Source organism: Streptomyces sp. NPDC096048 (genome assembly GCF_044763415.1).
Taxonomy (GTDB): domain Bacteria; phylum Actinomycetota; class Actinomycetes; order Streptomycetales; family Streptomycetaceae; genus Streptomyces.
Genome location: NZ_JBIWGG010000001.1, coordinates 416,373 through 429,047, shown reverse-complemented (window position 1 = coordinate 429,047; position 12,675 = coordinate 416,373). Strand labels below are relative to the sequence as shown.

General features: G+C 73.6%; 9 protein-coding genes. 6 read left to right on the top strand and 3 right to left on the bottom strand.

Features of this window, described 5'->3' with window-relative positions; translation table 11 throughout:
• Positions 1–8: 8 nt before the first annotated feature.
• Together ACIQ6R_RS02125 and ACIQ6R_RS02120 are read right to left on the bottom strand one after the other, a co-directional pair.
• Positions 9–1,295: a cytidylyltransferase domain-containing protein gene (locus tag ACIQ6R_RS02125; protein WP_404218136.1), complete on the bottom strand. Its 1,287-nt coding sequence runs from the start codon at positions 1,293–1,295 to the stop codon at positions 9–11.
• A gap of 113 nt (positions 1,296–1,408) precedes the next feature.
• Complete coding sequence (locus ACIQ6R_RS02120; protein ID WP_404218134.1) at positions 1,409–2,755, bottom strand: DUF6716 putative glycosyltransferase; 1,347 nt, start codon at positions 2,753–2,755, stop codon at positions 1,409–1,411.
• A 198-nt stretch (positions 2,756–2,953) separates the two neighbouring features.
• Between ACIQ6R_RS02120 and ACIQ6R_RS02115 the strand changes: the two genes are divergently transcribed.
• From ACIQ6R_RS02115 to ACIQ6R_RS02090, 6 genes are all read left to right on the top strand, one after another.
• Positions 2,954–3,952, top strand: a complete 999-nt coding sequence (locus ACIQ6R_RS02115) for a glycosyltransferase family 2 protein (protein ID WP_404218132.1) — start codon at positions 2,954–2,956, stop codon at positions 3,950–3,952.
• Positions 3,949–5,283 carry a polysialyltransferase family glycosyltransferase gene (locus tag ACIQ6R_RS02110; RefSeq protein ID WP_404218130.1) on the top strand — a complete coding sequence of 445 codons (1,335 nt, stop codon included), beginning with the start codon at positions 3,949–3,951 and terminating at the stop codon, positions 5,281–5,283. The genes ACIQ6R_RS02115 and ACIQ6R_RS02110 overlap by 4 nt, the downstream gene beginning before the upstream one ends.
• 124 nt (positions 5,284–5,407) lie before the next feature.
• Positions 5,408–6,670, top strand: coding sequence for a glycosyltransferase family 29 protein (locus tag ACIQ6R_RS02105; RefSeq protein WP_404218128.1), 1,263 nt, complete (start codon positions 5,408–5,410; stop codon positions 6,668–6,670).
• Positions 6,667–8,898 (top strand): polysaccharide pyruvyl transferase family protein, encoded by a 2,232-nt coding sequence (locus ACIQ6R_RS02100; protein WP_404218126.1) that lies wholly within the window; start codon positions 6,667–6,669, stop codon positions 8,896–8,898. Before ACIQ6R_RS02105 ends, ACIQ6R_RS02100 begins: the two co-directional genes overlap by 4 nt.
• 214 nt (positions 8,899–9,112) lie before the next feature.
• Positions 9,113–10,078 carry a glycosyltransferase family 2 protein gene (locus tag ACIQ6R_RS02095; RefSeq protein WP_404169405.1) on the top strand — a complete coding sequence of 322 codons (966 nt, stop codon included), beginning with the start codon at positions 9,113–9,115 and terminating at the stop codon, positions 10,076–10,078.
• Positions 10,079–10,081: 3 nt separating this feature from the next.
• Positions 10,082–11,437 carry a polysialyltransferase family glycosyltransferase gene (locus ACIQ6R_RS02090; protein ID WP_404218124.1) on the top strand — a complete coding sequence of 452 codons (1,356 nt, stop codon included), beginning with the start codon at positions 10,082–10,084 and terminating at the stop codon, positions 11,435–11,437.
• A gap of 79 nt (positions 11,438–11,516) precedes the next feature.
• Here ACIQ6R_RS02090 and ACIQ6R_RS02085 read toward each other — a convergent pair whose 3' ends face one another.
• The gene (locus ACIQ6R_RS02085; RefSeq protein WP_404218122.1) at positions 11,517–12,608 is read right to left on the bottom strand and encodes an acyltransferase; all 1,092 of its coding nucleotides are present in this window, start codon (positions 12,606–12,608) and stop codon (positions 11,517–11,519) included.
• Between the last annotated feature and the right edge of the window lie 67 nt (positions 12,609–12,675).

Here is a 12,675-nt window from a genome sequence, read left to right as displayed (position 1 = left end):
GGGGTTCCTTACTTGGGCTGGGTGATCGTGGGGGATTCGAGGGAGTCGGGTACGCCGAGGGCGTCGGGCACGTCGAGTGAGGGGCCGAGGATCCAGCTCGCGATCTCCCGGATGGCGCCGTCACCGCCGGGGACGGTGGTGACCGCGCGGGCCGCGCCGCGTACGGCGTCGTGGGCGCTCGCGACCGCCACGGGCCAGCCGACGAGGGCGAAGCACGGGAGGTCGTTGACGTCGTTGCCGACGTAGAGCACGCGCTCGGGCGCGATGCCCTGCTCCTCGCACCACTGCTTGAGCGCGAGGTCCTTGCGGTCGATGCCGTGCAGCACCGGGAGCTTGAGCTTCCGGGCGCGGGCGGCGACGACCGGGTTCACCTCCGTGGACAGGATCAGCATCGTCAGGCCGCTGCGGCGCAGGGCGGCGATGCCGAGTCCGTCGCCGCGGTGGACGGAGACGAATTCCCGTCCGTCGGAGTCGATCAGCACCCGGTCGTCGGTCTGGGTGCCGTCGAAGTCGAGGACGACCGCGTCGATGTCGGCCGCGGTCGGGAGGGCGCCGGGCCGGGCGGCGTCGAAGAAGGGCGCCAGGGCGCGGGCCCGCGCCAGGTCGTGCGGGTCGTCGATCTCCAGGACGCGGGCCGGGTCGGTGCGGACCAGTTCGGTGCGGCCGAAGAAGCGGTGCTGGTGCTTGCGGAAGCCGGGCGCGGCCATGGCGTAGGCGGCGCCGGTCTCCAGGAGGTCCTGGGGCCGGTCCTGGCGGCGGGGGCGGTAGGACTTGTCGTGGTTGACGCCGCGGCCGCCCTCCTCTCCGTGGCCCTCGTCGGTGCCGTCCCGCCACACGAAGCCGTGGAACGGTGCCACGGTCACGGCGGTGTCGGCGCCGCCCTCGGCGACCGCGCCGGCCACCCCGTCGATGTCCTCGCGGACGATGAAGGGGCTGGTGCACTGCACGAGCAGCACCACGTCGACGGCCGCGCCGTGCAGGGCCTCGTGGGCGTCCATCGCGTGCAGTACGGCGGCCTCGGAGGTGGCCGTGTCCCCGGCGATGGCGGCGGGCCGCAGGACTACCTCGGCGCCGGCCTCGCGGGCCGCGGTGGCGATGGTCTGGTCGTCGGTGGAGACCACGACGTCCGTCACCAGCCGGGTGGCCCGGCACTCGCGCACCGCGCGGGCCACCAGGGGCACGCCGCCGACGGGGGCGAGGTTCTTCGCGGGCACTCCCTTGGAGCCGCCGCGCGCGGGGATCACCGCGAGCACCCGGCGCACCGAAGCGCCCTGGCCCGCTTGCGGGTTGGACATGGGTTCTGCTCCTTGCGCCGGGGAGGCGGGGGTCTCGGGTATCGGTGCGCGGGTGTCGGGTGCCGGTGCGCGGGTGTCGGGTGCCGGTGCGCGGGTGTCGGGTGCCGGTGCGCTCACAGCTCCCCCATCCGCCGGATGACCGGAGCGACCCGCTGGACGCCGTGCCGGTAGGCGCCGCGGGCGGCCCGGCGTACGACCTGCCGGACCGGGCCGGGTGCCTTGTCCGCGGCCGGCGCGCCGGGCAGCGGTGTGCCGTCGGGGCCGAGGTGGTGGCGGGCGAGGATGCCGGGCAGGTAGCCGGGGGCGGTGACCGGTGTGTAGTACGGGGCGAGCGGGGGCAGGCCGCCGGGCCGGCCGAGCAGCTCCGTGATGCGCTTCCGGGCCTCGTCGAAGGCGGTCTCGTAACCGCCGTCCGCCACCACGCCCTGCCGGGCGATCCACTCGGGGTCGGGTGCCGGGCGGTGGCCCTCGTCGAGCTGGTCCCAGGAGGCCAGGCAGCCGGAGCCGACGAAGTGGTGGTTGCCGAGCGCCTCACGCACGCCCAGGTCGGACAGGACGACCGTGGGGATGCGGCGGTGCAGGGATTCCAGGGCCGCCGTGGAGCTGATGGTGACCAGCAGGTCGGTGCGGTCGAGTACCTCGCCCATGTGCCCGTAGACCAGGCGGAAGTTGGGCGGCGGGTCGGCCCGCTGCACCAGCTTCTGGTAGGGCAGCTCCTCGATGTGCGTGGTGTGCTCGCCGGGCTTGGAGCGCAGCTTGAGCAGCACCTCGCGCTCGGGGTGCCGGCGGGCGTGCCGGATCAGCCGTTCGAGGAGGTACGCACGGTCCCCGCGGTTGTCCGGCACGGAGGGCTGGGCGGCGAAGACGACCGTGTAGGGGCGCTCCCGCCCGTCGGGCTCGCCCGCGTAGGCGGCTCCGCCCAGGAAGGGCAGGGCGACCTCGGTCACCGCGGCGGCGTCGGCGCCGACCCCCTCGTAGACGGCACGGAAACGGTCCGCGTCCTGGCGGGAGTTGGCGAGGACGAGGTCGGCGCCGTGGCGCAGCAGCAGGCCGTCGGCGAGCTTCTCGTAGACGACGCCGACGTAGCCGGTGACGACCACGGGCCGGTCGGCGCGGTCCTCCCAGACCCGCCCCAGGCCGTGCAGCATCGCCTGGACGCCGCCGCCGACCAGGGCGAGGACGAGGACATCGTAGGACTCCTCGCCCGTCGCGTCGCCCATGGCGCGCAGGAACTCGACGGCGGTCACCTCGCGGAGCGAGTCCGCGGTGACGCCGACTTCCCGCAGCTGGCGGGCGGTGGGGGTGGCTCGGCCGCGCAGGAGGTAGCCGTCCAGGTGGATGTCGGTGTTCTCCGGGGTTCCGGGGGAGACGCGGGTCGCGGTGAGCGCGCCCCATTTCCACCGGGTGTCGGAGTCCGCCAGGACGGCTACTCGCAGGGCCTTCGTCGCACTTGCTGGCACGTCGTAGACGCTAGGAAGCCATTTCTAGGAACGGCCCAACCGGAATCCAACAAACGGTGAACAGCACATCGCCGAATGGGGAATCGGGCCGTCCGGCGTCCGTGAAAATGTTCGCTTCACTGCTTCGCCACGCCGCGTTCACCCAGTATCAAGGTGCAGGTAAAGCCGAATGCCGGGCCGCCGCATAACGTCGTTCTCGTGCCCAAGCTCTCCGTCATCGTGCCGTTCTACAACGTGCGGCAATACACACCAGACACCCTGCGGAGTCTCCGCGCCAACGCGCGGGACGACTTCGAGTTCATTCTCGTCGACGACTGCTCGACCGACGGGACCGTGGACCTGCTCGCCCGCGCCGAGCGCGAGCTGCCGGGGGCGGTGCTGGTCATACACGAGCGGAACGGTGGCCTGGCGACCGCCCGCAACACCGGCATCGACCGGGCGCGCGGCGAGTACGTCACCTTCCTGGACGGCGACGACTGGCTGGCGCCCGGCCACTGCGCCCGGCTGGTGGATGTGATCGAGCGGCTGGGCGTGGACTTCGTGCGCACCGACCACGTGCAGTGCACGGGACGGAACCGCACGCTGCACCGGGTGCCGCACGGCCGCCGCAACGTGGCGCTGCGTCCGCGCGACGCGATCCTGCCCGCCCACCGGACCACCTCCGTCGACTACGCCTACGCGTGGGCGGGCGTCTACCACCGCCGGCTGGCCGAGCGCGGGCTGCTGCGCTTCACCGACGGACTGCGCACGGCCGAGGACCGGCCGTGGATCTGGAAGCTGCACCGGGAGGCGGAGTCCTTCGCGGTGACCGGGCTGCTCGGTGTCTTCTACCGGCGCGGGGTGGCGTCCTCGCTCACCCAGATCGGTGACGTCCGCCAGCTCGACTTCATCCGCGCGTTCGACGAGGTGCTCGCCGGGGCGGCCGGGGACGCGGACGCCGCGCGGCTGGTGCCGAAGGCGGTGCGCACGTACTGCGCGATCATCTCCCACCATCTCGGTTCCATCGAGCGGTTCGAGCCCGCCGTGGCCCGGATACTGAAGGCGAGGAGCGCGGCGGCGCTGCGGCGGATGCCGCAGGACGCGCTCGACGAGGTGCTCGGCTCGATGGACGCCGAGCGCGCCACGCGGCTGCGCCGGCTGCGCCGGCTGCGCCGACGCGCGGCCGCGGGTCAGCTGGAAGAGGGGGCGGCGGCGTGACCACACAGATCTTCCTGGCGTCGACGTTGTACGGCACGGCCACGCTGGCCGCGGCCCTGGACAGCGGCTGCTTCGACGCGGCCGACCGGCGGATCCTGCTGGTCTCCAACAACGCGGCGACGCCCGAGACGACCCCGTCCGTGGACGCGATGCCCGGTTTCGAGCAGTTGCGCGGCCGGTTCGACGACGTGGTGTCGTGGAACGAGGCGATCTTCCCCTTCCATCCCGGCGGCTGGTCGCCGCGGCTGGAGGACGTGCCCCTGTGGGAGCGGCATCTGCGGCTGGCCTGGGGGCTCGGCGACGACGACGTGGCGCTGGCCGTGGAGTCGGTCCAGGTGCATCCGGCGCTCGGTGTGGCGCAGATCTTCACCGACGCGCCGCTGACCGTCTACGCGGACGGCCTGATGAGCTACGGGCCCACCCGCACGAAGCTCGCCCCGCTGGTCGGCACGCGCGTGGAGCGGCTGCTCCACCTGGACCTGGTGCCGGGGCTCGCGCCGCTGCTGCTGACGGAGTTCGGCGTCGAGCCGGAGATCGTGCCGACCCCGGCGTTCACCAAGGTGCTGGCCGAACTGGCGGACACCGGCGCGGGTCTGCCGGACGTGGAGCGGCCCGCGGTGCTGCTCGGCCAGTACCTGTCGGCGCTGGGCATCCTCTCCGCCGAGGAGGAGGAGGACCTGCACGTGCGGATGCTGACCGGCGCCGCCGGACTCGGGCACACGAGCGCGGTGTTCAAGGCGCACCCCACGGCTCCGGCCCGCTACACCCGCACCCTGGAGCAGGAGGCCGAGAAGCTCGGCGTCGACCTCACCGTGGTGGAGACACCGGTCCTCGCCGAGGTGCTGTTCCAGCGGACGCGTCCGGCGCTGGTCGTCGGCTGCTTCTCCACGGCCCTGCTCACCGCGTCCGCGCTGTACGGCCTGCCGGTCGCCCGCGTCGGTACCGAGACCCTGCTGGACCGGCTGACGCCGTACGAGAACAGCAACCGCGTCCCGGCCACCATCGTGGACGCGCTCCTTCCGGACCTGGCCGACGCCGCCGCCGTCGCCGAGGGGCGACAGGTCACGGACACCGACGCGCTCGCCGCGCTGGTGCGGACCGTGGGGTTCGCGATGCAGCCGAAGGTACTGCCGGAGCTGCGGCCGGCGGCCGAGAAGTACCTGCGCGAGCACCTGGACGCGCGCACCTGGCGGTACTTCAAGAAGCGCCGGCTCACCTCCCTGGGGCTGCCGGGCGGCATTCCGGCGCGGCTGGGGTTCCTGCCGCACAACTCCACGGCACGGAAGGTGGTACGCCGGGCGCGGGCCATCCGGCGCACGATGCGGCGGTGAGGCCGGGCGGCGGGCGCCGGCCGCCCGCCGGAGGGAGAGTGTTCACCCACCGTCCGCCGCGAAGCCACCCGCGACCCGTCGCGCTGGGGCACATTCGGCCTCCGATCGGAGAACGGTGGAACGCATGACGAAGTCCCTGGCGGGATTCTTCACGGCACGGCGGAAAGAGGCCGCCAGGCCGGCGCTGTACGCCCGGGGCATGCGCCTGTGCGGTGAGCACCTCGCGGCGCGGGGCCCCGGGACCACTCCCCCGCAGGCCAGGCTCACCCAGGCCATCGGCGCCTTGGCGGCCTCCCTCGACAACCCCGCGGCCGACCACTTCGACGCCCTGCTCCGGGTCGGCGAGCGTGCCCTGGAGGCCGGCGGGGACGACGGGCTCGGCCTCGCGCTGGGCGTCGCCGAGACGTCGGCCCGGATCCGGCAGCGGTCCAAGGGGGCGTGGCGGCTGCGCGGCCTGGCCCTGGACGGTCTCGGCCGCGCCGACGAGGCGCTGGAGTGCTACGAGCGGTACGTCACGCTGCTGCCGAACGGCGACGCGGCGCCCGAGGTCGCCCGCCGGATGGACACCCTGCGGCGCCGGCGGGCCTGCCTCGACGCGGCCGTCGCGCTCTTCCCCGAGGCCGGTTCCGCACTGCGCGACCTGCTCGGACAGCCGCATGCGACCACCGCGGCCGTGTCGCCGCGATTCGCCGCGTACGTACGGGCGCGGGTCGCCGAGCACGGCCTGGGCGATCCCGGCGTACGGCGCCTGCTGGAGCTGTACGGCACCTACCGCCGGCTCGTCGAACGGGCCGGGTTGCCCGACCCGTTGCTCGGCGGCAGCACCCCGATCGGCGTGGGCGGACTGCGGGGCCTGGTCGCGGGGCGGTCGGTGTGCCTGGTGGCGAACGCCGGTGACGTCGCCGGGAGCACGCTGGGCGCCGAGATCGACCGCTACGACCTGGTGGTGCGCTGCGACGCGTTCCGCGTCCGGGCCGAGGGCACCGGCGAGCGCACCGATCTGCACGCCGTCTCGCTGCGGGGCGACGCCCCGTGGGAGGGGCCCGCCTGGACGCGGCCGGCCGGTGTCCGGCTCGTGTTCGGCGACCCGGCCGCCGCCTGGCGCCGCGCCACCCGGGAACGGCTCGTCCCCGGAGCGCAGGACCACGTCGGGGACGCCTCGCTGCGCCGTCCCCTGGGCGACCCGGCGCTGCTGGGCGAGGGCGGCTGGGGCGCGGCGACCACGGCCTTCACCGTTCTCAGGCTCCTGGACTTCCTGGACGCGAACCCCCGCCTGGACCTCATCGGCTTCACCCTGCCCGGCCGGCTGCGGCCCAGGGAGGCCGAGTGGATCATGGACCGCGCGACGCACGTCGACGACAGCAAGATGAGGATCGCCCTGCGATGACCCACTCCTCCGCCTCCCGCGCGGACGACCGGAGCACCGTCACCGGCAGACGCCGGATCGCCTTCGCCGTCCACACCGACGAGGACGCCCTGCCCGGCCTCCCCGCCCTGATACGCAGCCTGGCGCTGACCAACCCGGGCGTGTGCGAGGACTTCGTGGTCCTCCACCCCGGTCTGGCCGACGCCTCGTTCGACGCACTGCGCCGACTGCACCCGCGCGTCGTCACGCGCCGGGCCGAGGACCGCGGGGACGTCTTCCGGCTGGCGGGCTACGACACCGTCGTCGCCCTCGATCCGGCCATGGTCGTCCTGGGCGACATCGGTGCCCTGCTGCGGATGCGCCACGGGGTGGGCGCCGTGGCCCGGTCGGTGTGCGCCGGGGAGAGCGGGGAGCGGCGCGTGGTGCCGCCGGACGGCCTCCTCGTCGTCCAGCGCGCCGACGTGGACGACGCCCTCGCGGCCCGGCTCTCCCGCGTCACCGAGGACCTCGGTCCGGTGCTCGACGGCGTGCTGGCCCCGCTCGACGCGCGGTACGACTTCCTCGCCCGCCGCCTCCACGACGACCTGCCGGTGCCCCCGGACGTCGCCGTCCTGCGCTTCACCGGCCCGTTCGACGCGCCCGGGTACGGCCCGGCCGTCGAGGCGCGCCGCCGCTTCGAGATGAGCGACGAGGAGTTCCGGGCCGCCTACTGCGCCCTGCCCGGACGCAAGCACCCCGACCTGCTGGCGCACTGCGCGCCGCCCCTGCTCGCGGCCCGTCCCTCGCTGGACCTCGCCCGTACGGTCGCCGACGTGTACCGCGGGCAGGGGCGCTACGACGAGGCCGTGGAGGTCCTCGCCCCGGTCGTCGCGGACCGGCTGGACGCGCCGCGCTGCCACGAGACGCTCGGCCTGTGCCTGATGGCGCTCTCGCGCTACGACGAGGCCGAGGGGCATCTGCTGCTCGCGGCGGCCTCCCCCGACGTCGCCCCGCGCGCCTTCGCACAGCTCGCCCGCCTGTCCTGGCTGTGCGGGCGGGAGGAGGACGCGCACGCCTACGCCCGCGAGGGCCTGGACGCCGACCCCACCGACGCCGGGTGCCACAGCTGGTACGCGCGCACCCGTCCGGACGTCCCGGAGCCGCGGCGGCCGGGCGACGCCGCCGCGGACCAGCTGGCGCACGTGGCCCTGTTCGCCGAGGGCAACGAGAACGCCGGGGACAAGGTCCTGCCCGAGGCCGTACGCAGGTGCTTCGACACGGACACCGGCCCGCGCCGCTGGTACCGGCAACCCGTGCACCGGCTGGTCGACGAGGCCGCGCTGGAGCAGCTGAACGCGCGGCGCGGGGTGATCGTGGGCGGCGGCGGGCTCTTCCTCCCGGACACCTCCCCCAACGGCAACAGCCACTGGCAGTGGAACGTCCCGGACGACCTCCTGGCCCGGATCACCGCGCCGCTGGCGGTGTTCGCGGTCGGCTACAACGTGTTCGACGGGCAGCTCTACCGCCGGGGCCGGTTCGCCGAGAGCCTGCGGGTCCTGGTGGAACGGTCGGCGTTCTTCGGGCTGCGCAACCACGGCTCGATCGACCGGGTCCGCGAGCTGCTCCCCGCCGGGCTGCGCGACCGGGTGCGCTACCAGCCCTGCCCGACCACGGTGGCCCGGCACCTCGACCCCGGCCTGTCCGCCTCGCCGGAGCGGTCCGACACCGTCCTGGTCAACTGCGCGTACGACCGCGCGGGCCTGCGGTTCGGGCACGACTACGGCCACTTCCTCGCCCAGCTGGCCACCGCGCTGCGCACGCTGCGGGAGCGGGCGGACGTGCGGTACGCGGCCCACATGCCGGCCGACGAGAAGTTCGTGCACGACCTGCGCCGGGAGCACGGCATCACGCTGCCCGTCGAGCAGCTCTACGACCTGTCGAACGACGGGATCCGTGACCTGTACCGCCGTGCGCGGCTGGTGGTCGGGATGCGCGGGCACGCCGGGATGATCCCCTTCGGCTGCGGGACGCCGATCCTCAGCCTGGTCTCCCACCCGAAGCTCGCCTACTTCCTGTCCGACATCGGGCGCGAGGAGTGGGGGCTGTCCGTGCACGACCGGGAGCTGGGCCCCCGGCTCGTGGAACGGGCCTCGGCGATCCTCGACGACCACGCGGCGGCGGTGGCGGACGTGCACACCGCGCAGGAATTCCTGTGGAAGACCACTCGGGCGAACATCGAGGAACTGCGAAATACCTTCCAATCGGCCTGAGAAAACCTGAGGAAGACCCAAGAAGGCCCAAGAAGGCCCAAGAAGGCCCAAGAAGACCCGAGAAGAACCGGGACGGCCCGGGACGGCCCGAGACACCAAGAGTTCACCTCCCCTGCGAATGGAGTTCGCTTCTCCGTGCCTTCTTCGACACCGCCGGATCCGGGAGCGTAGCTAGCCTGTTCCAATCTCCTACCTTCGAGCGTGAGAGGCCCGTGTGCCGAAACTGTCCGTCGTCGTCCCCATGCACAATGTGGAAGTCTTCGCAGAGAGCACTCTGAGAAGTCTCGCGGGCAACGCGAACCCCGACTTCGAGTTCCTGCTCGTCGACGACTGCTCCACGGATTCCACCTCATGGGCGGTCGACCGCTGGGCGGAGGGACGTTCCGACACCAGGGTGATCCGGCACGAGACGAACATGGGCATCGCCCAGGCCCGCAACAGCGGGATCGACGCGGCCCGGGGCGAGTTCATCACCTTCCTCGACGGCGACGACTGGTACGGGCCGGGCTACCTCGCCGAACTGGTCTCCTACGTCGAGGAGTTGGGCTGCGACTTCGCCCGCACCGACCATGTCCAGGCCACCGGCACCGAGCGGGTGATCCGGCGGCCCCCGGCCCCGGTGCGCAACACCGTGATGGACCCGCGCGACGGCATAGCGCCGCCCCACATGGAGACGATGGTCGACTACCCCTTCGTCTGGGCGGGGATCTACCGCCGGCACCTCTTCGACGACGGCGGCATGCGCTTCGCGACCGAACTCCGCACCGCCGAGGACCGGCTGTGGATCTGGCGCCTGCACCTGAAGGCCGCGTCGTACGCGTCCGTCGGCCTGCACGGGGTGTTCTACCGGCGGGGCGTCGCCACCTCGCTCACCCAGATCAAGGACTCCCGCCAGCTGGACTTCATCCCGGCCTACGACATGCTCCTGAAGGACCTGCTGGCGGACCCGGAGGCCGAGCGCTTCCTCCCCAAGGCCGTACGGACGTACTGCGCCATGATCGCCTTCCACATCGGCAAGGTGAACGAGTACGAGGCCTCGGCGGCCCAGCGGCTGCGCCGCGAAGCGAGGGACGCCCTCCACCGGATGCCCCAGCACGTGCTGGAGGAGACCCTCAGGACCATCGACAGCACTCGGAGCAGGTTGCTCAGCCGCCTGCGCGACGGGCGGAAGGCTGCCTGATCCATGCCCCACAAGACCCAGATCTTCCAGGTCTCCACCCTGTACGGAGCGGCCACCCTGGCCGCGGCGCTCGACGCGGGCCTGTTCGGGCCGCGCGACGGGGCCCGGCGCATCCTGCTGGTCTCCAACAACGCCGCCATACCCGAGACCGCGCTGCGCCTCGACGAGATGCACGGCTACGAGCGAATAACCGGCCGGTTCGACTCCGTGGTCGGCTGGAACGAGGCGATCCGCCCGCACCACCCCAGCGCGTGGGGCCCGCGCGGGAACGACGTGTCGCTGTGGCAGAAGGCGTTCCGTCTCGCCTGGGGCATCGGTGAGCGGGACCTGATCGAGCTCGCCGTCGAGTCGATCCAGGTCAACCCGGCCCGCGCGCTGGCCGCGATCTTCTCCGAGAGCGCCGTCCACGTGTACGCCGACGGCCTGATGAGCTACGGCCCGACCCGCGAGAAGCTGCCGCTGACCATCGCGCGCCGCATCCAGCGGCTGCTCCACCTCGACCTGATACCGGGTCTGCGGCCGATGCTGCTGTCCGAGTTCGGCGTCCCTCCCGAGGTCGTCCCGGACGGGGCGTTCCGCGCGGTGCTCGACGAGATCTCCCAGGACGCGGCGGACGACCCCCGGCTGGCGCCCGTGCTGCGGGAGAAGCCGACGGCCGTACTGCTCGGCCAGTACCTCGCGGCGATCAACATCCTGAGCGCGGAGGAGGAAGAGGACCTCCACGTCCGCATGCTCACCGGGGCCGCGCGCGCCGGGCACCGGTCCGTCGTCTTCAAGCCCCACCCGACCGCGCCCGCCGGCTACACGGCCGCGCTGAGCAAGGCGGCGGCGGACGCGGGCGTACGGCTCACCGTGCTGGACGCGCCCCTGCTGGCCGAGACGCTGTACCACCACTGCGCGCCCGAGCTGGTCGTCGGCTGCTTCTCCACGGCGATGGTGACCGCCTCCGCCTACTACGACGTGCCCATCGCCCGGGTGGGGACGGCCCTGGTGATGGAGCGGCTCAAGCCGTACCCGAACAGCAACCGCGTGCCCCTGGCCGTCGTCGACCACCTGGTGCCCGACCTGGAGCGCGGTCAGGCCCCCGCACTCGTCGACACGGTCCCCGAGACGCTGTCACCGCTGGTCCGGGCGATCGGTTTCTGCATGCAGCCCAAGACGTACGCGGAGCTGCGCGAGCCGACGGAGAGCTGGCTGCGCGCCCACCTGGCCACCGGCCCCGGCTACTACTTCCCCGAGCTGCGGCTGACCGAGCTGGGCCTGCCCGGCAGCCGCCCGCAGCTGCGCGCCAAGCTCCAGGTGCGGCGGGCCCGGCGCGTGGTGCGCAGGGCGGTGCGGCGCGGCGCCGGGAAGAAGTGACCGGGCCGCCTCGACCGGGCCGGAGCCCCCTTCCGCCGAGTGGCTGAAGGGGGCTCCGGCGTGTCACGCGCCGCCGGGCTCAGCCCAGCCAGCGGCCCAGCCGCAGCCGCGTCCACAGCAGGGCGGCGGCGAAGGACAGCACGACGGTGGCCACCGTCAGGCCCACGAGCCCGCCCACGGCGGCCGGCCAGCCCGCGTCCGCCGACACCACGTGCGGGGCGACGGCCTCCAGGAACAGCAGGTGGACCAGGTAGGCGCCGAAGGAGGCCCCGGCGAGCCTGCCCAGCAGCGGGCGGATCCTCTCGGGCACCCTGATCCGGTTCAGGGCCATCAGCAGGGCCCCCGCCAGCAGCGCGACCACGACCGACGCGTAGGGGCTCGGGAAGTGCACCCGGTGCTCGTAGACGGCCACCGCCCCCCACGCGCACAGCCCGCCGGCCAGCCAGAGCAGGCGCCGCCCCCGGCCCGCGACCGCGGAGCCCGGCAGCGACAGCAGTACGGCGCCGGCGACCGCGTACACGATCTGGTAGACGCCGAACTGCCAGGCGAAGGGGGGTACGCGGACGTCGAGCAGCCGCCCGAGGTCGCCCAGGAGGGTCGGGGCGAGCGCCAGGCCGAGGAGGGCCGCGCCCGCACCCCAGGGCCGCCTGCCCGCCCGGACCAGGACGGCCACCGACAGCAGCAGGATCACCGGGACGTAGGCGTACAGGTACCAGAGGTGGAAGGCGGGCCGTACGGAGCCGAACACGGCGTCCCACGCGAGCTGTCGGGTGGGGCCGGTGTGAGCGTCCCGTACCCGGTCCCACACCAGGTAGGCGGCGGTCCACACGGCCATCGGCACGACGATGCGGGTCAGCCGCCTGCGGATCTGCCCGTCGTCCCGGGGCGGCGCCCCGCTCAGCACGACCCAGCCGGCGATCGCGAAGAACAGCGGCACGGCGCACCGGCTCAGCGCGTCCCCGGCGAGCGCGACCCAGTACACGGGTCCGCCCCCCGAGGGATCCCGGTCCACGGCCTTCATGAGTTCGCCCGCCGCGTGGCAGACGATGACCCCGATCGAGGCCAGGACCCGGACGAGGTCGATGTCGTACCGGTGCTCACCCCGGGGACGCGGGGCCGGCGCCCCCGCGTCGGCGGGGGCAGGGGTGCGCACGGGCTCGGCGGCGGTCAAGGGCTCGGCGGCGATGGGTGGTCACTCCCGGGTAGGACGCGCGGGCCCGCCGGTGTCCGGCAGGGCT